This window comes from Alcaligenes sp. AB3 (genome assembly GCF_031844565.1).
In the GTDB taxonomy this organism is placed as follows: domain Bacteria; phylum Pseudomonadota; class Gammaproteobacteria; order Burkholderiales; family Burkholderiaceae_B; genus Alcaligenes; species Alcaligenes faecalis.
On record NZ_JAUZVM010000001.1, the window covers coordinates 871,149 to 895,203 of the forward strand.

Here is a 24,055-nt window from a genome sequence, read left to right on the forward strand (position 1 = left end):
TGCGTCAAGGAAGAACTCATGAGTTTCCAGCATGTATGTGTGTTAGGAGCCACTGGCTCTATTGGTATCAGCACACTGGATGTGATTGCTCGCCATCCTGATCGGATGGCGGTTTATGCCGTGAGCGGCCACACTCGTATGGAGCTGCTGGCCGAGCAGGCTCGTGACAGTGCAGCCCGCGTTGTTCTTGTGCCGGATGAGGCTGCACGTAGCCGTTTTCTGGCGGCGTGGCAGGGCGGTACAGTGCCGGAGATTCGGGTAGGCGCACAGGCGCTGGCCGATACGGCTGCGGATCCGCACGTTACCACTGTCATGGCAGCGATTATTGGTGCAGCAGGCTTGCCTTCGGCTTTGGCCGCCGCTCGTGCGGGCAAGCGTGTATTGCTGGCCAATAAAGAAGCGCTGGTCGCCGCGGGCCGTATCTTCATGCAGGCCGTTCAAGAGGGCGGGGCGCAATTGATGCCTATCGACTCCGAACACAGCGCCATCTACCAGTGTCTGGCCGGTGAGCTGCCTCCGGAGCCCGGCAAGCCTGTGGCTGCTCTGCGCCGTCTGTTGGTCACGGCTTCCGGTGGACCTTTCCGCTCGCGCAGCTTGTCCGAACTGGAAGGCGTGACGCCCGAGCAAGCCTGCGCACATCCTAACTGGAGCATGGGCCGCAAGATTTCGGTGGACTCGGCCACCATGCTGAATAAAGGCTTGGAAGTCATTGAGGCACACTGGTTGTTCTCTGTGCCGGTTGATCAGATTGATGTGGTAGTGCATCCGCAAAGCGTGATTCACTCCATGGTCGAGTACATAGACGGTTCGGTCATGGCTCAATTGGGGCAGCCCGACATGCGTACGGCGATTGCCTACGGTCTGGGCTTTCCGGAGCGTCTGTATAGCGGCGTGGGCTTGCTGGATCTGGCCACCATGGGGCGCCTGGATTTTGAGCAGCCCGATTTTCTGCGTTTCCCCTGTCTGCGACTGGCCTACGATGCCTTGCGCAGCAGTCAGGCCGCTTGCGTGACCTTGAATGCGGCCAATGAAATCGCCGTGGACCGCTTCCTGGAACGGCAGATTGGCTATACTCAGATCCCGGCGGTGATTGAGCATTGTCTGGACAAGCTCAATGGCCGTGCCAGCCAGGCTTTGGAGGCCCTGGACGGGGTTCTGGAGCTGGATAGCGAAACCCGTTCGCTGGCGCTGGACTACTGCCGCGTTTCCGCACGCATTTAACAGGAATTAACATGCTCTTCACCGTTCTGGCTTTCTTGGTAGCCTTGGGCGTGCTGGTGACCTTCCACGAGCTGGGCCACTACTGGGTGGCTCGTCGTTGCGGGGTGCGTGTAGAGCGTTTTTCCATCGGTTTTGGCAAGGTGCTGTACCGTCGTTTTGACAAGAACGGCACTGAATGGGCTGTCTCGGCCTTGCCCCTGGGCGGCTACGTCGCCATGCAAAATGATCCGCCTGCTCATGCCACACAGGCGCAGATCGACGAATCCTTCAATCACAAACCCCTGCGACAGCGTGCCGCGATCGTGCTGGCTGGCCCCATGGCCAACCTGATTCTGGCCGTGGTGATCTATGCCTTTGTGGGCTTGCTGGGGACTCAAGAGCCCGTAGCGCAAATCGGCCCCGTGCCGGAAGGCACGCCAGCCGCTCAGGCTGGCTTCCAGGCCGGAGACCGTCTGCTTTCTGTGGATGGCAAGCCGGTTGACTCCTGGTTGCAGGCGCGCTGGGCCTTTATGGATGCCTTGTCGTCGGGCGGTGAGCTGGAAGTGGGGGTCAAGAACCAGCTGGGACAGGAACAAAATCGTTACCTGACATTACCGGCGGGCGAGATTTTGCCGGACGGACAGGACTTGATGGCCAAGGCTGGACTGGTACTGCGTCCGGCGCGGTCCATCGTCCAGGAAGTGTTCAAGGATAGCGCAGCGGAACAAGCGGGCCTGCAAGAGGATGACCTGATTATCCGGCTGGATGATTTGGTCGAGCCTGGAATCACGGCCTTCGTTCAAAAGGTGCAACAATCTGCGGGCAAGACACTGGAGCTGGAGGTGCTGCGAGAAGGCGAAATTCAACGCCTGCTGCTCACTCCCGAAGGCGATGCCAATGCACAAGGGCGGATTGGCGCAAAAGTGGCCATGGATATGCCCATGACGCTGGTGCGTTATGGGCCGGTCGAGAGCGTGGAACGCGGATTTACCCGTACCGGGGAGACCTTCTGGTTCTCTTTGAAGATGATCGGGCGCATGATTACGGGGGAAGTCTCTGTACGTAATGTCAGCGGGCCGGTTACTATTGCGGATTATGCGGGCCAGACAGCACGTATCGGCTTTATCGCCTACCTGAATTTCCTGGCCCTGATCAGTATTAGCATTGGTTTACTGAATTTATTACCCGTACCTATGCTGGACGGGGGGCATCTACTGTACTATGCCATCGAAGCTGTGCGCGGCAAGCCCGCTTCGGAGCGCATGATGCTTGTCGGCCAGCGCCTGGGCCTGGCGTTGTTGGCCGTGCTGATGAGTATTGCTTTTTTTAATGACATCACCCGCCTTTTCAGTTGAGGGCGGGTGGCATACAATTTCCAACCATTTGACCGACCAAGGATTGTCCAGGATGTCGTTTAGCCGGAAACCTACTTTTGCGTTGCGTGTTCTGCCCGTATTGGTGGCAAGTCTGCTTGCTCCCGCCCTGGCGAATGCATTTGCACCGTTTGTCGTGCGCGATATTCAAGTCAACGGCATCCAGCGGGTCGATCCCGGCGCCGTGTTCTCGTCTTTGCCTGTCAAGGTCGGTGAGTCCTTCTCGGAAGAACAGGCTGCAGATGCGATTCAGCGCCTGTACGCCACCGGCTTTTTCAGCGACGTGCAAATTGACACCAGCACCAACGTGCTGATCGTCAATGTCAAAGAGCGCCCGACCATCGCCTCCGTATCCTTTAATGGCATGCGCGAGTTCGACTCCAAGAATATTATCAACTCCCTGGCCCAGGTAGGCTTTGGAGAAGGCCGGGTTTTTGATCGTTCCATGCTGGAACGGGCGGAATTCGAGCTGAAACAGCAGTACTTGTCCAAGGGCAAGTACGGTGTGGAAATCACGCCTATCATCACGCCTTTGCCACGTAACCGCGTCGGTGTCAGCTTTGACATCTTTGAAGGCGGTCTGGCCAAGATCAAGGAAATCCGCATCGTTGGTACGGAAGCTGTCTCGCAAGGCGACTTGCTCGATCAGATGGAGCTGACGACCTCGGGCATGATGACCTGGTACACCGGCACCGATAAATACTCCCGCGAAAAACTGGAAGGCGATATGGAGCGTATCCGCTCCTACTACCTGAACCGTGGCTTCCTGGAGTACTCGGCCGAAGCGCCTCAGGTCTCGATTTCGCCAGACCGTAAAGATATTTTCATTACCCTGACCATTCACGAAGGCCAGCCCTACACGCTGAGCAGTGTGAAATTGGCCGGTGATCTGCTGGGTCTGGAAGACAAGATTCAGCCTTTGGTCCAGCAGAAAGAAGGCGAGGTGTTTTCCTCGGACAAGACCAGCGGTACCGTAAAAGCGATTACGGAATACCTGGGCGGCCTGGGTTACGCATTTGCCAATGCCAACCCCAACCCTGTGCTGGACCGTGAAAATCACACGGCTGATCTGACCTTCTACGTGGATCCCGGTCGTCGTGTCTACGTGCGTCGTATTGAAATTGGCGGCAACGTTCGTACCCGTGACGAAGTGGTGCGTCGTGAAATGCGTCAGCAGGAAGCCGCCTGGTACGACTCGGACGCGATCAAGTTCTCGCGTGACCGTGTGGACCGTCTGGGCTACTTCAACGAAGTGGACGTGAACACCAAGCCCGTTCCCGGTTCGCCTGACCAGGTAGACGTGAACGTAGAAGTGAAAGAGAAACCGACTGGCCTGGTCAACCTGGGTATTGGTTACGGCTCCACCGACAAGCTGATGCTGTCGGCCGGTATCAGCCAGGACAATATCTTCGGTAGCGGCAACAGCCTGTCCTTGCAGGTCAATACCAGTAAAGTGAACCGTGCGGCGGTGATCAGCCACACCAATCCTTTCTGGACAGGTGACGGCATCAGCAAGACCACCTCGATTTACTACCGTCGTACCACGCCTTACCAGTCCAATGATGGTTGGGGTGATTACCAGAACACCGCCATCGGTGCTGGCCTGAACTTCGGTGTGCCTATTTCCGAGTACGACCGTGTGTTCATGGGCGTGAACTTCGAGCACAACAAGCTCTCGCGCCTGAGCCCGCAGTACACACCACGTGCCTACCAGGACTACGTGAACGAGTATGGCGAAGGCACCAACACCTTTATTTTCAACCTGGGTTGGTCCAAAGATACCCGTGACAGCGCAATTGCTCCGAACAAGGGCAGCCTGACCAGCCTGTCGGCGGATATGGGTACGATGGACCTGCGCTACTACATGCTGCGCGCCAGCCACCAGCACTACATTCCTTTGGGTCGTGCCTACACGCTGGCTCTGAACGGGGCGATTGACTACGGTCGCAGCATCGGTGGCAAGAGCTTCCCGGTTATCAAGAACGTCTATGCCGGTGGTATCGGTTCGGTACGTGGCTACGAAGGGGCGTCCTTGGGTGGTCGCGATACCTTGACGGGCGACTACCTGGGTGGTTCGCGTCGAATGATCGCCAACGCCCAACTGTACCTGCCATTCCCCGGTGCCTCACGTGACCGTACGTTGCGTTGGTTCGTCTTTGCCGATGCCGGTAAAGTGGACAACACCAGCGGTGGTTGCCCAATGGGTCGTCCTGACCGTCTGTCGGAAGATCCATGCGGTTGGAAGTACGCTGCAGGTCTGGGCTTGTCGTGGGAATCCCCACTCGGTCCTTTGCAGCTGTCCTACGGTCGCGCCTTGCGCGCCAAGGAAGGCGACGATAAACAAGCCTTCCAGTTCCAGATTGGTACCGCTTTCTGATGTTCGTGTTTAGTGGCACAATTGCACTATTCTGCAGCCTAATTAGCAAGGTAGATTTTTCATGAAGTCAAACATCGCATTAAAACTTACAAACATCGCCCGCAGCTTGTCGCGTGGCAATAAAGCGCTCGTTCTGGCTGCCGCGCTGGGTGTCGGCGCCATGACCGCTGCTCCTGTTGTTCAGGCCCAGACCAAAATTGGTTTTGTCAGCACAGAGCGCATCTTGCGTGATTCCAAGCCCGCCAAAGCTGCCCAGACCAAAATCGAAGCAGAATTCAAGCGTCGTGACGAAGAGCTGGAGCGCATGGCCAACAACCTGCGTTCGCAAGCTCAGAAGTTCGACAAGGACGCCCCGGTGCTGTCCGAGTCCGACCGTGTGAAGCGTCAGCGTCAGCTGGCTGATCTGGACTCTGACCTGCAGCGCAAGCGTCGCGAGTTCCAGGAAGACTTTAACCGTCGCCGCAACGAAGAGTTCTCGGCCATTGTTGAGCAGGCTGATGCCGCCATCAAGCGTATTGCTGATTCCCAAGGCTACGACCTGATCATTCAGGACGCCGTCACTGTCAGCCCACGTGTGGACATCACCGAGGAAGTTCTGAAAGCACTGGGCGGTTGATGCACTATGCCGGTATTGCTGAACGTTGATCAGGCTGTACAGCTGTCTGAACTTATAGACGCCATCAACAAGACCGGACTGGATTGCAAGCTGCCAGAAGGCATTAAAGAGCCTACGCCCCGGATTCGGGGCCTAGGCTCTTTGCTTTCTGCGGGCCCGGAGGAAATCAGCTTTCTGTCCAATCCCAAGATGCAGGATCTGCTGGAGCAGACTTCTGCCGCGGTGGTGATTCTGACGCCGCAGGTCTATGAAGGTCTGGGCTTTACACCCTCCTTTATCCCGGTGTTGTGCTCACAACCTTATCTGATGTATGCGCTGCTGGCGCAGCGTTTTGATCAGGTACGCATGGCGGATTTGCCCAAGGGCATTCATCCCACTGCGGTGATTGATCCCAGTGCGCAGGTGGGTGAGGGTGTCTCGGTCGGGCCATTCTGTGTGGTCGAGGCCGACGTCAAGATTGGACGCGGCTCTCGTTTGGGCGCGCATTGCGTGATCGGCGCCGGTTCTACCTTGGGGCAGGACTGTTTGCTGCATGCGCGTGTCACTTTGTACCATCAGGTGCATATAGGTGCTCGTGCCATTTTGCATTCGGGTGTGGTGCTGGGCGCTGATGGTTTTGGTTTCGCGCCGGACCCGGTCAAAGGGAAGGGAGCCTGGGCCAAGATTGCGCAGATCGGTCATGTACGTATTGGTGACGACGTTGAGATCGGTGCCAATACCACGGTGGACCGTGGCGCACTGGATGACACGGTATTGGCCAACGGCGTCAAGCTGGACAATCAGATCATGATCGGGCACAACGTGCAGGTCGGCGAACATACGGCCATGGCGGCGTGTGTGGGGGTGGCCGGCTCTACCCAGATTGGGGCGCGTTGTACGATTGCCGGGGCAGCGATGCTCTCGGGCCACCTGGTCTTGGGTGACGATGTACACGTCTCTGGCGGTACGGCTGTCACCTCCAATATCAGTCAGCCTGGACGTTACACTGGGGTTTATCCCTTTGCTGGACACCAGGACTGGCAGAAAAATGCTGCCGTATTGGGGCAATTGAGCGGTTTGCGCCGCCGCCTGCGTTCTTTGGAACGACAGCAGGCGGATGGGGCAAATGAATCATCTGAACATATCAATAAACAAAAATAAGCAGGACAGGACATGGAACTCGACATTCGACAAATTATGGATCGCCTCCCTCATCGTTACCCGATGTTGCTGGTCGATCGCGTCTTGGAACTGGTGCCCGGCAAGAGCATCGTCGCCATTAAAAACGTGTCGATGAATGAACCCTTTTTTACGGGCCACTTTCCGCACATGCCGGTTATGCCTGGGGTCTTGATCATTGAAGCCATGGCTCAGGCAGCCGCACTGTTCTCTTTTACCGATCCCGAGGATCCGTACGCCAAAGTGGACAACAAGCTGGCCTATTACCTGGTCGGTGTGGATGGCGCGCGTTTCCGCAAGCCCGTGATGCCAGGCGATCAGTTGCGCCTGGAAGTGACGGCTGACCGTATCAGCCGCGCTTTGTGCAAGTACACAGGCCGCGCCCTGGTCGATGGCCAAGTGGTAGCCGAAGCCAAAATTATGTGTGCTATCCGTCAATTGGAAGAATAGTTTATGCGTATTCATGAAACGGCCATCATCGAAGCAGGCGCTCAGCTTGCAGATGATGTCGAGGTCGGGCCCTACAGCATCATTGGGCCCAATGTCACGATAGGGGCGGGCACCAAAGTGGGCCCTCACTGCGTGATAGATGGCGTGACCACGATTGGTCGCAACAACCATTTCTACCGTTTCTGCTCCATCGGCGGCATGCCGCAGGACAAGAAGTACGCTGGTGAACCGACTCGCCTGGAAATCGGCGATGGCAATATGGTTCGTGAATACGTCACCATCAATACCGGTACGGTGCAGGATGTGGGCGTGACCCGTGTGGGCAATGACAACTGGATCATGGCCTACACCCACATTGCTCATGATTGCCAGATCGGCAATCACACGATTATCGCCAACAGCGTCCAGCTGGGCGGCCACGTGCATATTGGCGACTGGGCCATTCTGGGCGGTTTGACTGCTGTGCATCAATTCGGTCGTATCGGTGCACACAGCATGATTGGTGGTACCAGCTCGGTGCGTCAGGATATTCCTCCTTACGTGATCGGCGCAGGTGATCCTTTCCGTCCTGTCGGTGTGAATAGCGAAGGCCTGGGCCGTCGCAACTTCTCGGCTGAAGCGATCTCGGCCGTGAAGGAAAGCTACAAGCTGCTGTATCGTCGCAAGCTGACGGTGGAGCAGGCGGTAGAGCAGATGCAAGCCTTGCAGGAAACGCAGCCTGAGTGCCGTGCGGCCGTACAGGTCATGATCGACTTTCTGAACGACTCCAGCCGGGGTATTTGCCGACCATGAGCAGCGCCTCCAGCCCATTAGCGGCACGTTCAGACGGGTCGGGGCAAACAGGGGCCAAGCGGGATCTGCGTATAGGAATGGTAGCGGGTGAGCCGTCTGGCGATTTGCTGGCGGCTCGTATCATTCAAGGGCTGCGCCAGGGTAATCCTGGCGTGCAGGTAGAAGGCATAGGCGGCCCCGAGATGGCTGCCCAGCAGTTTCACCAATACTATCCCATGGACACTTTGACGGTATTTGGTTACGTCGAGGCGCTCAAACGTATTCCGGGGCTGGTTTCCACTTATTTGGGCATGCGCAATCAGTGGTTGCGCCAGCGTCCGGATGTGTTTGTGGGTATTGACGCCCCGGACTTCAATTTACGCCTGGAGCATCGTTTGCGTCAGGCCGGTGTGCCGACGGTGCACTTTGTGGGGCCCTCGATCTGGGCCTGGCGCTATGAGCGTATCCACAAGATCCGCGAAGCGGTTTCCCATATGCTGGTGCTGTTTCCTTTCGAGACCGAGATCTACGAAAAGGAAGGCATTCCAGTGACCTATGTGGGCCACCCCTTGGCAGCGAATATTCCGGTGCAGCCGGACAAGGTGGATGCGCGCCGTCGCCTGGGTTTGCCCGAGACAGGTCGTGTTCTGGGCGTATTGCCTGGCAGCCGCTCCTCCGAGGTCAAGATGCTGTCACCGCGCTTTTTGCAGGCCGTACAGATTTTGCAGGACCAGGATCCGGATCTGACGATTCTGGTGCCTATGGTGAACCCCAAGCGCCGTCAGGAGTTTGAGGAAGCGCTGGCTCAGCATCCCATCCGCAATTTGCACATTATTGATGCCAATACGGCCGGTATTCGTCAGCCTGATTCGGAAGGCGTGGTCCGCCCACCCGCCTGGACGGTGATGGAAGCCAGTGACGCTGTGCTGGTGGCCAGTGGTACCGCCAGTCTGGAAACCGCCTTGTACAAGCGGCCTATGGTTATTTCGTATGTGCTCAGCCCCATGATGGAGCGCATCATACGGTGGAAGTCTGGTCAGGACCGGCCTTATGTGCCTTGGGTGGGTTTGCCCAATGTGCTGGCTCGGGATTTTGTCGTGCCCGAGCTGCTGCAAGAAGATGCCGAGCCCAGGAAACTGGCGCAAGAGTGCTGGAAAGCCTTGAGCGATCAGAGCTATGTGGCGCATATCGAGCAAGTCTTTACCGAGATGCATTTGACCTTGCGTCGGGACACGCCTGCCTTGGCGGCGGAGGTCATTTTGAAGATGGCGCGTGCATGAAGCAGCTGGATTTATTAATCAGTGATGTCTCGGCAGGTTTGGTGGCGGGGCTGGATGAAGCGGGGCGTGGCCCCCTGGCGGGTCCCGTCTTTGCCGCTGCCGTGATTCTGGACCCGAACAATCCCATTGAAGGCCTGAATGATTCCAAGAAGCTGACCGCCAAACGGCGTGAAGCCTTGGCTGTGTTGATCAAGGAAAGGGCTTTGGCCTGGGAAATTGCCAGCGCGACCGTCGCAGAAATTGATGACATCAATATCTTGCACGCGGCCATGTTGGCGATGCAGCGAGCCTGCAATGGCCTGAGTGTCAAACCCGAACAGGCCTTGGTGGATGGCAATCGGATTCCCACTGGCCTGTGTTGCCCGGCAGAAGCCATCATCAAAGGCGATGCCAGCCATGCTGCCATTGCGGCCGCATCAATTTTGGCGAAAACAGCGCGGGATGCGGTCTGTCTGGAATTGCACCGAGACTATCCCGAATACGGTTTTGACCAGCACAAAGGCTACGGGACGGCCTTTCATCTTGAGCGTTTGTCCCAGCACGGGCCTTGCCCCGAGCATCGTCGAAGTTTCGCGCCGGTACGCGCATCTCTAGTTAGGTAAGTTGAAGACAATGAGGCTGATTGAATCCAAAGATAATGCGCTGTTCAAACGAGTGCAGCGCTTGGCTCACGATAAACGCGAGCTGGACGGGGACGATCAGCTGATTTGGTTGGAAGGCATTCATCTGTGCCAGATGTGGCTGGAACGTCGTGGCTTGCCAGAACTGGCTGTTTTCGAGATGGACCGCCATTCGGATGAACTGCTGGAGCTGGCGCGCTTCTTGCCCGGTCATAGCAGCGTCACTTTCAATGCCACTTTGATGAATGCAGTCTCACAGGTCGGCCAGGGGCAGGGCATCGGCTTTATTGTCCGCGTGCCTCGTGGACAGGCTTGGACAGTTCCCACGAAACGGGCCATCTTGCTGGATCAGGTTCAGGATCCGGGCAATGTGGGGACGGTCTTGCGGACCGCAGTGGCAGTGGGTCTGGAAGCGGTGTATCTGACACCGGGCTGTGCCAGCGTCTGGTCGCAAAAAGTGCTGCGTAGTGCACAGGGCGCCCATTTCTCGATTCAAATCCATGAGCAGGTGGATGGTATGGCCTTGCTTGAAAAAGCCGCCTTGCCGGTGCTGGTAACCTCTTTGGGCCCGGATACCCAGGACCTGTACGAATCCAGCCTGCCGGCTCAAGGGGTTTGGGTTTTTGGCAATGAAGGGCAGGGTGTCAGCCCGGCCTTGCTGGCCAAAGCGAATCAGCGTTTGTTCATCCCTCAGGCTCCTGGCGTGGAGTCCTTGAACGTGGCCATTGCCACCGCACTTTGTCTGTACGAGCAACGTCGTCAGCACAGCCGCTAGTCCCAGTGGTTTGAGGGTGAAGTATCAGGAGAAAGCGACTGGTGTGAGTCATTTCTGTCCTGATGGAACACTTGTCTCCACTTGTAAAATCAAGTAAATCATCTAGTAAGGCGCCTGCTTATCGGTACGCTAGCACTGAGTGCATAGCGCGGCAGACGCTTGTCTGCTAGCGGCTCTTTAAAGGGCCGCCCCTTCTCTTTGTATCGCTCCATCGTTGTATCCGGCTGGATTCCTAATCCTTTTCAGATGAGGTCAACAATGAAACTTAGCGAATACGCGACCTATGATGCCCTGGCTCTGGCTGAGCTGGTCGCCAAGAAAAAAATCAGTGTTCAAGAGTTAAGTCAGGTGGGCAAAAAAGCGGTCGACACCCTGAACAGCAAAATCAATGCCGTTGTAGAGAGCTGGGACGGGGAGATCGATCCCCATGCTGATCGGGACTCCGTACTCTACGGCGTCCCGTTTTTGATTAAAGATCTGGCCATCATCATGAAGGGCAAGCGTTACGAGCTGGGCAGCAAGCTGGCGCAAGACATGGTGATGGATGCGGACAGCACCCTGATGAGCTTCTACAAGGAGGCGGGACTGGTCACGCTGGGGCGCACGACCACTTCGGAATTCGCTATCAGTACCACGACGGAGGCGCGCTGCGTAGGCCCTACGCTGAATCCCTGGAACCCTGCCTTTAATGCAGGCGGCTCCACAGGGGGCTCAGCAGCGGCGGTAGCGGCAGGGATGGTGCCCGTGGCTCATGCAACCGATGGCGGCGGCTCCATTCGTGTCCCGGCAGCGGTGAACGGCCTGTTCGGTTTGAAACCGACTCGGGGGCGGGTTTCCAGCGGCCCCCAGCAAGATGAGGTGTGGAGCGGTTTGCTGGCCCACCTGGGTGTCAGCCGCAGTGTACGGGACAGCGCCGCCTTACTGGACGCAATTAGCCGCCCCGGGATCGGGGAGCCGTATTACACGGCAGCGCCACCCCAGACCTTTCTGTCGGCTGTGAAGAAGAACCCAGGCTCTTTGCGTATCGGGCTGATGATGGATCCGCCCAGCGGTGACAAAACCCAGTCCGTCATTGCGGCCAAGGCGATTGATATGGCCTCAGTGCTGGAGTCTTTGGGCCATCGGGTCGAACCCCTGGTGTTTGATTCCGGCGTCAGCTGGGAGGCGTTTGTACACGCCAATGCCCAGTTCTGGAACGTGAACACGGCGGCGTGGATAGACAGCATTGCCGCGCTCACGGGACGGCCGGTGAACGAGGAATATCTGGAACAGGCCACGCTGGCGGCCTATGCCTACGGCAAGAAGATAAGCGGGATCGATATTCTGGGGGCGATTGCCGTGCGTAATACGGTCTCGCGAAATCTGGGGGCGTATTTTCAGAAGTACGATGTCTTGATGACGCCGACTGTACCCACGCTGCCCATGAAGGTGGGGGAGTACAACAAGGTACAGGATCAGGTGGATGGTCTGGGCTGGATTGCCCACGTTTTTAAGCAAGCGCCTTTTGCTGCCTTGGCCAATATCAGTGGTTCGCCGTCCATGTCGGTGCCGGCCGGGCAGGATGTGGCGACTTCCTTACCCATAGGCATGATGTTCACGGCCGCTTATGGCCAGGAATGCCTCTTGTTTGGCTTGGCTGGGCAGCTGGAGCAAGCCTTGCCCTGGAGTGATCAGCACCCGCAGGTTTGGGTGGGCAAGTTGGATTGAGTGCGGACAAAAGCAGCAGATCTGATACCGTACCAGCGGCCAACAAAAAGGCCTGAGTTCGGTGTGATACCGAGATCAGGCCTTGATGTGGAGGCTGTCCGAATACTCCCGTACGGGGCGTATCGTCTGGACCAGGCGTTCAGTCCTTAGTACGAGCGGCGGTCCAAACCGACGTCATCCAGAATCTTGGTCGAGATTTCCTCAATGGATTTGGTGGTGGTGGACAGCCAGGGAATGCCTTCCATGCGCATTAAACGTTCTGCTTCAGCCACTTCCATGCGGCACTGCTCGATGGTGGCGTACTTGCTCCCTGGACGGCGTTCATTGCGCACTTCAGACAGACGGTCTGGATGAATGGACAGGCCAAAAATCTTTTTCCGGTAGGGGGCCAGTGTGGCAGGCAGGGTGCCGCGCTGGAAATCTTCGGGAATGATGGGGTAGTTGGCGGCCTTGACGGCATACTGCATTGCCAAGTACAAGCTGGTAGGCGTTTTTCCGCAGCGCGAGACACCCACCAGGATCACGTCGGCTTGTTCCAGACCGTTCACGTACTGACCATCGTCGTGCGCCAGGCTGAAGTTGATGGCCTCAATGCGGTTGTTGTAGCGCTTGGACATGCCACCGGAGTGCGAACGGCCCACGGAACGGCTGGATTTCACGCCCAGGGCGCGTTCAATGTGTCGTACAAAGGCACCAAACAGGTCCAGGAAGGTGCAGTTGGCCGCGCCAATGATGTGCGCCATCTTGGGGTCAACCAAGGTGCTAAATACCAGAGGCTGCTGGCCTTGTTCCTGGGCGCATTGGTTGATGCGATCAGCGACAGACTGGGCTTTCTCGATCGTATCGATGAAGGGAATCCGGATGGCCTGAAATTCGAATTGAGCGAATTGCGACAGGACGGAGTTGCTGAAAGTTTCGGCGGTAATGCCCGTGCTGTCGGAAACGACAAAGACGGTACGCTCAATAGGAGAAGAAGACATGGAATAAGTCGTGCACAATGCTCGGGAAACGGTACAATTTGCAAGATTACCATTTACCGCTCGAATCGGGGGTATGGAAAGGCAGGTTTGCTTAGGACAGATCACACAGACAGCGCGGCTGGGATCACTGCCTTAAGCAAACACGCTTTTTTTTCTATTCAAGGTGACTTATGTCTTACGTAATTGGTTTCGACAAGCTCCGCATGACGGACGTCGACACAGTGGGCGGTAAAAACGCTTCGCTGGGTGAAATGATCAGCCAGCTGGCGGACGCCGGTGTGCGCGTGCCAGGTGGTTTTGCTACAACAGCCGAAGCATTCCGCGTTTTCCTGAAAAACAACGATCTGGACAAGCGCATTCAGCAGCGTCTGGATACGCTGGACGCCGACGACGTTCGTGAACTGGCTGCTGCCGGTGCTGAAATTCGCCAGTGGATCATTGACACGCCGTTCCCGGCCGAGTTTGAAAAAGCCGTACGTGACGCGTTTGCTGAACTGGACGCAGACGGCAAGGGTTCCTTTGCCGTGCGCTCTTCCGCCACCGCTGAAGACTTGCCTGACGCTTCCTTTGCCGGTCAGCAAGAAACCTACCTGAACGTGGTGGGCATTGACGAGGTGCTGAGCAAGATTCACCACGTGTTTGCTTCCCTGTACAACGACCGCGCTATTTCCTACCGCGTGCACAAGGGCTACGCCCACGCTGAAGTGGCTCTGTCCGCGGGTATCCAGCGCATGGTGCGCTCCGACAAGGGCAGCGCTGGTGTGATGTTCACCCTGGACACGGAATCGGGCTTCAAGGACGTGGTCTTTTTGACTTCCTCCTACGGCCTGGGCGAAACCGTGGTTCAAGGTTCGGTCAATCCGGACGAGTTCTACGTGTACAAGCCAACGCTGGCTTCCGGTCACTACCCCATCATCAGCCGCCGTATCGGCTCCAAGCTGATCAAGATGGAATTTGACGAAGGTCGTACTACCGATCACGCTGTGCGCACTGTGGACGTGCCTGTGTCTGAGCGCAACCGTTACTCCCTGAGCGACGAAGAAGTGATCGAACTGGCCCGCTACGCCACCATCATCGAAAAACACTACCAGCGTCCTATGGACATTGAGTGGGGTCGTGACGGTATCGACGGCAAGATCTACATCCTGCAAGCCCGTCCTGAGACGGTTAAGTCCCAGCAAGGCAACAACGATGTGCAAGAGCGCTACCGCCTGAAAGCCACGGGCGAAGTCCTGGTAACAGGCCGCGCCATTGGTCAGAAGATCGGTTCGGGCAAAGTCCGTATCGTGGCTGACGCCTCCGAGATGGATCTGGTCAAACCCGGCGACGTGCTGGTGACCGACATGACGGACCCTAACTGGGAACCCATCATGAAGCTGGCTTCGGCTATTGTCACCAACCGTGGCGGCCGTACCTGCCACGCGGCGATTATTGCTCGCGAACTGGGCATCCCTGCCGTGGTCGGTTGCAACAACGCCACAGACGTGCTGAAAGAAGGCCAGGAAGTGACGGTGTCGTGTGCTGAAGGCGACGAAGGCCGTATTTACGACGGTCTGCTGGAAACCGAGATCGAAGAAGTCAGCTGGGGCCAAATGCCCGAGATCGGCCTGAAAGTCATGATGAACGTGGGTAACCCACAACTGGCTTTTGACTTCTCGCAAATTCCTAACGATGGTGTGGGTCTGGCTCGTCTGGAATTCATCATCAACAACAACATTGCGATTCACCCCAAAGCTGTTCTGGACTACCCCAATGTGGATAGCGACCTGAAAAAGGCGGTGGAATCGGCGGCTCGTGGCTACGCCAGCCCACGTGCATTCTTCGTGGAAAAACTGGCTGAAGGTATTGCGACTCTGGCCGCTTCCTTCTACCCCAAGCCCGTCATCGTGCGTCTGTCGGACTTCAAGTCCAACGAATACCGCAAGCTGGTGGGTGGTTCGCGCTACGAGCCCGAGGAAGAAAACCCAATGCTGGGCTTCCGCGGTGTGGCTCGCTACCTGTCCGAAGACTTCGCAGAATGCTTCAAGATGGAATGCGAAGCCCTGAAGAAAGTGCGCGACGAAATGGGTCTGACCAACGTCGAGATCATGGTGCCATTCGTGCGTACCCTGGGTCAGGCAGAGCGTGTTGTGGACCTGCTGGCTTCTCACGGCCTGGCTCGTGGCGAAAACGGCCTGCGCCTGATCATGATGTGCGAAGTGCCTTCCAACGCCATTTTGGCCGAGAAGTTCCTGCAGTACTTTGACGGTTTCTCCATCGGTTCCAACGACATGACTCAGTTGACTCTGGGTCTGGATCGTGACTCCGGTATGGAACTGCTGGCTGCCGACTTCGACGAGCGCGACGAAGCCGTGAAGTTCATGCTGAGCCGTGCCATCAAGGCATGTCTGGCACAAAACAAGTACGTGGGTATTTGTGGCCAAGGCCCCAGCGACCACCCCGATCTGGCCAAGTGGCTGAGCGACGAAGGCATTATTTCGCTGTCGCTGAACCCGGACACGGTTGTGGATACCTGGCAGCGTCTGGCCAAGGCCTAAGACTTATCTGGCGGCTGCCAGAGTGTCTCTGGCAGTGCGCTGGCCAAGCCAGTCAAGACGACTCAACACCCCGGCATGGAGCTTCCATGCCGGGGTGTTGTTGTTTCTGGGGCTTATCTTTTACTGAGGCAGTAACGGGGAAGGGGAGTGGCCCAACGCGCCCTGGATCGGGCGGCAAGGATTCTGTGAAGGTCTTGAAGAGTTCGCTGTCAGGGATGGAGCGTGAAACAGGAACCGGATATGGGAGGAATCATCAGCGCTGCAGCCGAGCGACACGGTTTAATTTTCTACGTCGCTTTGATAAACGTGCAAGAACATATCCAGAATATGTTCCGTTTCAGTTTGAATGCGCTCTTCACTCCAGGGCTCCATCGCCCCCATGAGCAGCAGTACGATTTCGCCCTCGCTCAGGCAACGGAAGTGCTCCACCATCAAGGCCGGGTCCAGCTTGCGCAAGGTGCCGCGCTCGATGTGGCGGGCAAAGAAGCACTGAACCCCATCCCAAATCTGATCGTCCAGCATCTCCATAAAGCGCTTGCCGATATCGCTGTGCCCGCCAACAGAGACCACAATGCGCAAGAGCTGGGCGGTTTGCTTGGAGTACAGATTGCGCAGCATGGGGAGCAGGAAACGCTGCAGTTCCTCGCGTATATCGCCTTCGCAGTCCAGCTTGGTCAGTACCTGTTCAGTAAACTCCTGGGCGCCTGTCAGCAGAACAGCCAGCAAGAGGTCTTCTTTGGACGGGAAGTAATTGTAAAGAGTGCCCTTGGAGCCGCCTGCCAAGGCAGCGATTTGGGACATGGACGTGGCCTCAAAACCATTTTCGCGAAAAACCTCGGAAGCAACTTCCAGAATTTTGTCGCGGCGTTCGCGCCCCTTTCGAGTCGCGCGTTGGGATTTTCGGGGAACATCGTCGTGCATAATGGCAGGCAAAAATTAAGTGAACAGGACAAAGTCAGCATCATACCGTATCAATGGCTGCTGTGCTGCTGCCCCATTTCGATCGTTAAGGGAAGGCAAGACCAAACCCCTTAATTTTACGACATGCACTGCTGCCGGACCTATTTGTTTGCTTCAGTCTTTGATCTAAGACCCGGTAAGGCGCAAATGTGCCACATATTCGGGTGGTAACACAGACCCCAGCCTTGAGGCGCGTCTGGCAGCGCTGACAGATCGCTATAGTCCTTATCTGTTTTGATTTAAAGTATAAGGCAGCGGTTCTGATACTCTCTTTGCTTAAGACAAAGCCCGAGGAGTTTTGGATGTCTACTACGCAGTCGTATCAAGTGGTGATTGTTGGGGGCGGGGCAGGCGGCCTGGAGCTGGCTGCCAAATTAGGACGTCAGTTCGGGCGTCAGCATATCTTTCTGGTCGACAAGGACAGTGACCATATCTGGAAACCGTCTTTGCACGAGGTAGCCGCCGGCACCCTGGATATTCACCGCGAAGGGCTGTCGTATTTCATGCTGGCGCGTGACTGTGGCTTTACCTTTATTCAGGGTGAAATGATCGGCATTGATCGTGAACAGCGCACCATTACGCTGGCGCCTGTCCTGGGACCCGATCATGAAGAGGTCTTTCCCGAGCGCAGCCTGTCCTATGGCACGTTGGTGATGGCTGTAGGCAGCAAATCCAATTTCTTCAATACGCCGGGCACGCATGAGCACGCGCTGGCCTTGGATTCGACCCATCAGGCCGAGCGTTTCCGTTTGAAGCTGCTCAATGAGTTGATCAGTGTGACACGCCGTGCTCAGCGCGAGCCAGGTGCGCCGCTGTACATCAATATTGTCGGGGGCGGGGCAACCGGGGTGGAATTGGCCGCCGAGTTGCTGGAAGCCCGCGCCGATTTAAGCATTTACAGCATTCCGGGTAGCAGTTCGGACCGTGAAGTACGTATTACCTTGCTGGAAGGCGCAGATCGCATTCTGTCCGCCTTGCCGCCCAAGCTGTCCGCTACGGCCCAAAGCCTGCTGGAACAGCGTGGCGTGGCGGTACGGACCTCGGTGCGGGTCAGTCGCCTGGCGGCGGATCATATCGAGGATGTGAACGGCGGTCAGTATCCCAACGATTTGTGCGTCTGGGCGGCCGGGATTGAAGCCCCTGCCTTTTTGGGTCAGCTGGGTTTGCCCGTCAACCGCATCAATCAGCTGGTGCTGGATGCCTGTTTGTCCACGCCTGATCCGTATATCTGGGCCCTGGGCGATTGCGCACAAGTGCCTTGGGACAAGGAAGGCCAGTTCCTGCCGGCTCGCGCCCAGGTCGCGCACCAGCAAGCCAGTTACCTGCGCAAGCGTCTGGCCGCTCGCATTCAGGGCAAGCCGGTAGATGAAGCGCCCTTTGTCTACAAGGACTACGGCTCGCTGGTCTCCGTCGGTCACAGCCGTGGGGTAGGGAGCCTGATGGGGGTCTTGTCCGGCAAGAGCTGGTTTGTGGAAGGTTTGCTGGCTCGCATCATGTACATGAGCCTGCACCTGATGCACCACATGGCGATTTTGGGGGTTGCGCGAACGGCAACCTTGGCTTTGGGCCGCTTGCTCAGCAAACGGGCCGCCCCTCGTGTTAAATTACATTGAGATTTGGAACAAAACGGGCTTTTTAGCCCGTTTTATTCATTCGTCTTGCGGCGGGTGTCGTGTTTCATCAAGCGTTCTTGTTCACGCTTCCAGTCCTTGTCGCGGGAAACATCACGTTTATCGTGCAGTTTTTTACCGCGGCCCAGACCGAAGTCCAGCTTGATACGACCTTTCTTGTAGTGGAGGTTCAGGGGAACCAGGGCGTAACCACGTTGTTCAACCTTGCCGATCAGCTTGCTGATTTCTTCGGCTTTGAGCAGCAGTTTACGTGTGCGAGTGGCATCGGGCCGGATATGGGTGGACGCGGTCGGCAAAGCGCTGACGTGCATCCCGATAATAAACAGCTCGCCTTCGCGTACGATGACAAAGCTTTCTTTGAGCTGAACATGCCCAGCTCGGATCGCCTTGACCTCCCAGCCCTCCAGGACCAGACCGGCCTCAAAGCGCTCTTCGATAAAATATTCGTGGGTAGCCTTGCGATTATCAACAATACTCATGAATTAATTGCCAACCATAGATTGTAAAATCAGAACATTCTATCTATTAACCAGACCTGATGCATACAGTAAAACGCTCCGTCCTCCTTCCTTATAGCTGCGAACAGATGTTTGACCTGGTTGCAGAGGTGGAAAAATACCCTGAATTCATGCCCTGGTGTGGGGGGGCGACCGTCAATCAGCGCGACGAAAAGGGGATGGAAGCCTCGGTTACCATCAGCATCGCGGGTATTCGCCAAACCTTCACCACACGCAACGAACACGATTATCCCAATCGTATTGTCTTGCGCCTGGTCAAAGGGCCGTTTTCGGCCTTGACGGGGGACTGGCAGTTTACTCCTTTGGGTGAAGACGGTTGCAAGATCGTGTTCACCATGGAGTACGAGTTCTCCAGTCGGGCGCTGGAAATGGTGGTCGGCCCCATTTTCAACCGCGTTGCCAACAGCTTTATCGACTCCTTCACCCGCCGTGCCCAAGAGGTCTACGGTGACTGATTTATCCGTCAGCGTGATTGTGGCGACCCAGGCCCAGGTCTGGAAAGCCGCCCTGCGTTTGCCAGCGGGCAGCTGTGTCCGTGATGCCCTGTTAAAGGCAGGAATTGCCGAAGGGCTGCGTGAGTGCGGCCTGCCGCCGCTGGATGATGAACAGGGCCTGGACGCACTGCACGTCGGCGTCTACGGCCAACGCTGCCAGCTGGGCCAGCTCTTGCAGGATCAGGACCGGGTGGAGGTCTACCGTGAACTGGTTTTTGACCCCATGGATTCTCGCCGTCGTCGTTACGCACACAAGCTGGCCGCTCGCGCTGCGGCCAGACCCCGCCGCAAACCTGCCCGCGCCTAGTTCGTCTGCGCCTGATCATCAGGCCGCTACTTTCAGCTAGACTGTCGCCTCCTGCCTTGCACTGCCCCCTATGAAACGGCTGATTGTCATCAGCACGACAACTAAAGGGGGCGGCACGCATTATGGTGGGTAAAAATAAGGAGACAGACATGATACTGACAGATGATCAGAACGCTTTCGCACAAGCGGCTCGCGAGTTTGCACAAGGGGAACTGGCACCGCATGCGGCGCGTTGGGATGAGGAACAGATTTTCCCGATCGAGGCGTTCCGTAAAGCGGGCGAATTGGGTTTTTGCGGCTTGTATGCCCCGGAATCCATTGGTGGTCTGGGCCTGGGACGTCTGGAGTCCAGCCTGGTGTTTGAAGAAATGGCGGCAGTGGACCCCTCAACCACCGCATTTCTGACAATCCACAATATGGTGACCTGGATGGTCGGCACCTGGGGGACGGACGACGTCAAATCCCAATGGGGCGAGCTGCTGAGCAGTGGTCAGAAACTGGGCTCTTACTGTTTGACTGAGCCAGGCGCAGGCTCGGATGCCGCCTCCTTGCGTACCCGCGCCGAGCGTGATGGCGACGACTATCTGATCAGTGGCAGCAAAGCCTTTATCTCCGGTGCCGGGGACACGGACTTGCTGGTGGTCATGGCTCGTACCGGTGGTGATGGTCCCAAGGGGATTTCCGCCTTTGCCGTACCTGCCGATGCCGCCGGTATCACCTATGGCCGCAAAGAATTGAAGATGGGCTGGAACAGCCAGTCCACACGGGGCATTACTTTTGAGCGCGTGCGCGTTCCTGCTTCGGCCATGCTGGGCCAGGAAGGCGAAGGCTTCAAGCTGGCCATGAAGGGTCTGGATGGTGGGCGTATCAATATTGCCTGCTGCTCGGTAGGAGCCGCCCAGGGCGCGTATGATGCCGCCCGCCAATACATGCAGGAGCGCCGCCAGTTCGGCAAGCATCTGGACCAGTTCCAGGCCCTGCAGTTCAAATTGGCCGATATCCTGACCAGCGTGGTCGCCGCCCGCCAAATGGTGCGTCTGGCCGCCTCGCACCTGGACGCCGGCAGCAGCCAGGCCAGCACTTACTGCGCCATGGCCAAACGCATGGCCACGGATCTGGGTTTTCAGGCCTGCGTGGATGCGCAACAGCTCTTTGGCGGTTATGGTTATCTGAAGGATTATCCTGTGGAGCGACTGGTGCGCGATACTCGGGTGCACCAGATTCTGGAAGGCACAAACGAGATCATGCGTGTCATCATTGCACGACAAATCATTGATCTTGGAGCTGATATTCGATGACGGATTCTGTTTTGTTTGATCGCTTGCCCGGCCAGAACGGGAAAGCGATTGGTGTTGCGACTCTGAACCGCCCGCAGGCCCTGAATGGACTTAATCTGGAAATGTGCCAGTTGCTGTTCAAGCAGTTTCAGGAATGGGCGAAGGACTCCAGTATTGCCATGATCGTGTTGCACGGTGCCGGAGAAAAGGCGCTGTGTGCTGGCGGCGATCTGCATTCGCTGTACGCTTCCATGCAAAAGAACCAGGGTGGTTCGGCCTGGAATAACGAGTACGCCCGCGAATTTTTCGATGTGGAATACCGCCTGGACTATCTGATTCATACCTTCCCCAAGCCGATTTTGTGCTGGGGTGACGGGATTGTGATGGGCGGGGGCGTGGGCTTGTTCAACGGTGCCAGCCATCGTGTGGTGACAGATACCACGCGTTTTGCCATGCCCGAGATCTCCATTGGCTTGTTCCCCGACGTGGGCGGCACCTGGATGCTATCGCACCTGCCTGCGGGCATCGGCCACTTCCTGGCGCTGAGCGGCGCGCAAATCAACGCCTCGGACTGCTTGTTCCTGGGCCTGGCGGACGCTTACTTGCCACGGGTGCATTTCGACGCCTTGCTCAAGGCCCTGCAAGCCACGAGCTGGTCTGATGAACGCGCCGCTTGTGACAGCAGCCTGCATCAGGTCCTGCGCAGTCTGGCAGAGGGCGCTCGCCCCGATAGCGGCCCGCTGGAGCAAAATTACGCCATGCTGCGTGATGTCTGCGCCAGCCGCGAATTTGAACGCATTACACAGGCTCTGCAGCAGTGGCAGGATAGTGCCGACCCCTGGCTGTCCCGCGCCGCGCAAACCTTCGCTAAAGGCGCTCCTGGTTCGGCTCGCTTGTCCTTTGAGCTGCTGGAGCGGGTCCACCACCTGTCTTTGGCCGATGTTTTCCGTCTGGAATACATTGTGTCGCTGCAATGTGGCGTACAGGGCGACTTCCAGGAAGGCATACGCGCACTGCTGATTGATAAGGATAAACAGCCACGCTGGAATCCGGCGTCGCTGGAACAGGCTGATGCCCGCTGGGTGGAACGCTTTTTTGTTCCTGCCTGGCCCGCAGAAACGACTCATCCCTTGGCTGACCTGTGATCCAGGCAGACCGCTGCGGCGCCTGACGGCGCCGTTTTCATAATGACGAGGAGACAAAATGAGTAACACGATTGTATTTATCGGGCTGGGCCATATGGGCAAACCCATGGCGCTGAATCTGCTCAAAGCCGGTCATAGTTTGAAAGTCTTTGACCTGAATGCGGAAGCCATGAAGGAACTGCAGGAGGCGGGGGCACAGGTGGGCGAATCGGCCGTGGACATCGCCAAAGATGCCCAGATGGTCTTTACCATGCTGCCCGCTGGCCGCCACGTTCGTCAGGTTTATGAGGGCGAGAACGGCTTGCTGCAGGCTGTGGCCCCCGGCACAGTGCTGGTCGATTGCAGCACGATTGATGCGCAAACCAGCCAGGATCTGGCCGCCAAGGCAGCCAAGCTGGGTTTGTTGATGCTGGATGCACCTGTCTCCGGTGGTACGGGTGGCGCCATTGCCGGCACCTTGACCTTTATGGTTGGGGGCGAGGATCCGGCGCTGGAAAAGGCGAGGCCTTACCTGGATGCCATGGGCAAGAACATTTTCCACGCCGGTAAAGCCGGTGCGGGTCAGGTTGCCAAGATTTGCAACAATATGCTCTTGGGAATTTTGATGGCGGGTACCGCTGAAGCCTTGGCTTTGGGCGTTGCCCACGGTCTGGACCCTGCCGTGCTGTCGTCCATCATGGCGCGCAGCTCCGGCCGTAACTGGGCGACCGAACTGTACAACCCCTGGCCGGGCGTGATGCCGGATGTACCGGCCTCGCGTGACTATCAGGGTGGGTTTGCGACAGGCCTGATGCTGAAAGACCTGGGTCTGGCCGCCGATGCGGCAGTGAGTCAAAACAGTGCGACGCCTTTAGGCGAACTGGCCCGTAACCTGTTCGCCTTGCACGCCGCACAGGGTCAGAATGCAGGGCTGGATTTCTCCAGCATTCTTAATTTGTACCGTCAGAAGAGCTAAGTTCTGGCAACGCGTAGGGCAGGGGCTGCAGTTCCAGCGTCTGTCCTTGCTCCAGCTGAAGCTGGCCTTGTCCCAGGTCCGCCAGTACCACTTCCATCAAGACATACAGTCGCTGCTGCTCGGCTTGCCAGGCACGGTTGATAATGCGCGCGGCGGCCAGCGGTTCCGCATTCTGTGAGACCAGAAACACATCGGCAGCTTCCGGCGTCTGTGGTGCCGTGTCCAGAACAGCGGTACGGGCGGCCATCATGCGGCGCTTGATCGTGCCCCGATAATGGCTACGCGCAACCACTTCCTGGCCCGGATAGCAGCCTTTCTTGAAGTTGATGCCGTCAATCAGATCCAGGTTCAGGGTCTGGGGAATGAACAAATCCTGTGTGTCGGCGCCGATCCAGGGCAAGCCGGCCAAAATATCCGCTGTTTCCCAACGACCGTCAGAGGCTTGCGCAGTCGCGTCTGGTTGAGGGGAAATTCGCCAGTGGCGATTCAAGCCATCCAGATCGCCAGGGGCCTGGATCAGGGTGTCGCCACCATCGTGCTGCAAACTCCAGACGGCCTGGGCGCTGGATTGATCCGCCACACCGTAAACCTGCAACTCGGCCAGGCTGATCGTGACTTTGCTGCGCAGCACGAACATGCGCAAGCGCTTGATCAGGGCTTCGCTTAGATCACGACGTACCAGGGCATAGACCGTTTCGTCCTGCTCGCGCCACAACACCATGGTCGCCAAGCTGCGGCCTTTGGCGGTGCAATAGGCCGCGATGCAGGCGCGATCGGCAGCCAGATGCTCCAGATCATTGCTGACTTGAGCATGGAGAAAGGACACGGCATCGGCTCCTTGAAATTGGAGGACACACAAATCAGGCAGGGCAAAAGAGGTGGGGGCAGGCATTCCGGTCATGGCTGAACGAAAAAAATAAATTT

General features: G+C 57.2%; 22 protein-coding genes. 18 read left to right on the top strand and 4 right to left on the bottom strand.

The window, feature by feature from the left end; genetic code table 11:
- Positions 1-18 precede the first annotated feature (18 nt).
- The 11 genes from Q9R35_RS04075 to Q9R35_RS04125 all read left to right on the top strand — a co-directional run bounded on the left by Q9R35_RS04075 (position 19) and on the right by Q9R35_RS04125 (position 12,327).
- A complete protein-coding gene (locus Q9R35_RS04075) occupies positions 19-1,221 on the top strand; it encodes a 1-deoxy-D-xylulose-5-phosphate reductoisomerase (RefSeq protein ID WP_311219371.1) in 1,203 nt (400 codons plus the stop codon).
- An 11-nt stretch (positions 1,222-1,232) separates the two neighbouring features.
- Entirely contained in the window at positions 1,233-2,555 is a 1,323-nt protein-coding gene (gene rseP / locus Q9R35_RS04080) for an RIP metalloprotease RseP (RefSeq protein WP_311219372.1), read from the top strand.
- Positions 2,556-2,607: 52 nt separating this feature from the next.
- On the top strand, positions 2,608-4,950 hold the full coding sequence (gene bamA / locus Q9R35_RS04085) for an outer membrane protein assembly factor BamA (RefSeq protein ID WP_042480776.1): 2,343 nt from the start codon (positions 2,608-2,610) through the stop codon (positions 4,948-4,950).
- Positions 4,951-5,011: 61 nt separating this feature from the next.
- Positions 5,012-5,566, top strand: coding sequence for an OmpH family outer membrane protein (locus Q9R35_RS04090; protein ID WP_003799754.1), 555 nt, complete (start codon positions 5,012-5,014; stop codon positions 5,564-5,566).
- Positions 5,567-5,572: 6 nt separating this feature from the next.
- Entirely contained in the window at positions 5,573-6,706 is a 1,134-nt protein-coding gene (gene lpxD, locus Q9R35_RS04095; RefSeq protein WP_042480773.1) for a UDP-3-O-(3-hydroxymyristoyl)glucosamine N-acyltransferase, read from the top strand.
- 12 nt (positions 6,707-6,718) lie between these two features.
- On the top strand, positions 6,719-7,174 hold the full coding sequence (gene fabZ / locus Q9R35_RS04100) for a 3-hydroxyacyl-ACP dehydratase FabZ (RefSeq protein WP_003799758.1): 456 nt from the start codon (positions 6,719-6,721) through the stop codon (positions 7,172-7,174).
- A 3-nt stretch (positions 7,175-7,177) separates the two neighbouring features.
- Complete coding sequence (lpxA, locus tag Q9R35_RS04105; RefSeq protein WP_042480769.1) at positions 7,178-7,966, top strand: acyl-ACP--UDP-N-acetylglucosamine O-acyltransferase; 789 nt, start codon at positions 7,178-7,180, stop codon at positions 7,964-7,966.
- Between the two features lie 77 nt (positions 7,967-8,043).
- A complete protein-coding gene (gene lpxB, locus Q9R35_RS04110; RefSeq protein WP_311219455.1) occupies positions 8,044-9,225 on the top strand; it encodes a lipid-A-disaccharide synthase in 1,182 nt (393 codons plus the stop codon).
- Positions 9,222-9,827 carry a ribonuclease HII gene (gene rnhB, locus Q9R35_RS04115; protein WP_311219373.1) on the top strand — a complete coding sequence of 202 codons (606 nt, stop codon included), beginning with the start codon at positions 9,222-9,224 and terminating at the stop codon, positions 9,825-9,827. Before lpxB ends, rnhB begins: the two co-directional genes overlap by 4 nt.
- A gap of 10 nt (positions 9,828-9,837) precedes the next feature.
- Positions 9,838-10,620: a TrmH family RNA methyltransferase gene (locus Q9R35_RS04120; RefSeq protein WP_311219374.1), complete on the top strand. Its 783-nt coding sequence runs from the start codon at positions 9,838-9,840 to the stop codon at positions 10,618-10,620.
- A gap of 258 nt (positions 10,621-10,878) precedes the next feature.
- Entirely contained in the window at positions 10,879-12,327 is a 1,449-nt protein-coding gene (locus Q9R35_RS04125; protein WP_311219375.1) for an amidase, read from the top strand.
- 146 nt (positions 12,328-12,473) lie between these two features.
- Here Q9R35_RS04125 and Q9R35_RS04130 read toward each other — a convergent pair whose 3' ends face one another.
- The gene (locus Q9R35_RS04130) at positions 12,474-13,307 is read right to left on the bottom strand and encodes a pyruvate, water dikinase regulatory protein (RefSeq protein WP_009454124.1); all 834 of its coding nucleotides are present in this window, start codon (positions 13,305-13,307) and stop codon (positions 12,474-12,476) included.
- 170 nt (positions 13,308-13,477) lie between these two features.
- Between Q9R35_RS04130 and ppsA the strand changes: the two genes are divergently transcribed.
- Positions 13,478-15,844, top strand: a complete 2,367-nt coding sequence (gene ppsA, locus Q9R35_RS04135) for a phosphoenolpyruvate synthase (RefSeq protein WP_042480752.1) — start codon at positions 13,478-13,480, stop codon at positions 15,842-15,844.
- Positions 15,845-16,123: 279 nt separating this feature from the next.
- Here ppsA and Q9R35_RS04140 read toward each other — a convergent pair whose 3' ends face one another.
- Complete coding sequence (locus Q9R35_RS04140) at positions 16,124-16,765, bottom strand: TetR/AcrR family transcriptional regulator (RefSeq protein ID WP_045930362.1); 642 nt, start codon at positions 16,763-16,765, stop codon at positions 16,124-16,126.
- A gap of 341 nt (positions 16,766-17,106) precedes the next feature.
- Between Q9R35_RS04140 and Q9R35_RS04145 the strand changes: the two genes are divergently transcribed.
- Positions 17,107-18,417, top strand: a complete 1,311-nt coding sequence (locus Q9R35_RS04145; RefSeq protein WP_042480749.1) for an NAD(P)/FAD-dependent oxidoreductase — start codon at positions 17,107-17,109, stop codon at positions 18,415-18,417.
- A gap of 32 nt (positions 18,418-18,449) precedes the next feature.
- Here Q9R35_RS04145 and smpB read toward each other — a convergent pair whose 3' ends face one another.
- A complete protein-coding gene (gene smpB / locus Q9R35_RS04150) occupies positions 18,450-18,914 on the bottom strand; it encodes an SsrA-binding protein SmpB (RefSeq protein WP_042480746.1) in 465 nt (154 codons plus the stop codon).
- A 59-nt stretch (positions 18,915-18,973) separates the two neighbouring features.
- Between smpB and Q9R35_RS04155 the strand changes: the two genes are divergently transcribed.
- The 5 genes from Q9R35_RS04155 (at position 18,974) to mmsB (ending at position 23,131) form a co-directional block, all read left to right on the top strand.
- On the top strand, positions 18,974-19,408 hold the full coding sequence (locus Q9R35_RS04155; RefSeq protein WP_042480744.1) for a type II toxin-antitoxin system RatA family toxin: 435 nt from the start codon (positions 18,974-18,976) through the stop codon (positions 19,406-19,408).
- Entirely contained in the window at positions 19,401-19,754 is a 354-nt protein-coding gene (locus tag Q9R35_RS04160; RefSeq protein ID WP_311219376.1) for an RnfH family protein, read from the top strand. The genes Q9R35_RS04155 and Q9R35_RS04160 overlap by 8 nt, the downstream gene beginning before the upstream one ends.
- Positions 19,755-19,903: 149 nt before the next feature.
- Positions 19,904-21,052: an acyl-CoA dehydrogenase family protein gene (locus Q9R35_RS04165; RefSeq protein WP_311219377.1), complete on the top strand. Its 1,149-nt coding sequence runs from the start codon at positions 19,904-19,906 to the stop codon at positions 21,050-21,052.
- Positions 21,049-22,176 (top strand): enoyl-CoA hydratase/isomerase family protein, encoded by a 1,128-nt coding sequence (locus tag Q9R35_RS04170; RefSeq protein WP_270115723.1) that lies wholly within the window; start codon positions 21,049-21,051, stop codon positions 22,174-22,176. Before Q9R35_RS04165 ends, Q9R35_RS04170 begins: the two co-directional genes overlap by 4 nt.
- A gap of 58 nt (positions 22,177-22,234) precedes the next feature.
- The gene (gene mmsB / locus Q9R35_RS04175; RefSeq protein WP_311219378.1) at positions 22,235-23,131 is read left to right on the top strand and encodes a 3-hydroxyisobutyrate dehydrogenase; all 897 of its coding nucleotides are present in this window, start codon (positions 22,235-22,237) and stop codon (positions 23,129-23,131) included.
- Here mmsB and Q9R35_RS04180 read toward each other — a convergent pair.
- Positions 23,106-23,957, bottom strand: coding sequence for a folate-binding protein YgfZ (locus Q9R35_RS04180; protein ID WP_197313279.1), 852 nt, complete (start codon positions 23,955-23,957; stop codon positions 23,106-23,108). The genes mmsB and Q9R35_RS04180 overlap by 26 nt on opposite strands.
- Between the last annotated feature and the right edge of the window lie 98 nt (positions 23,958-24,055).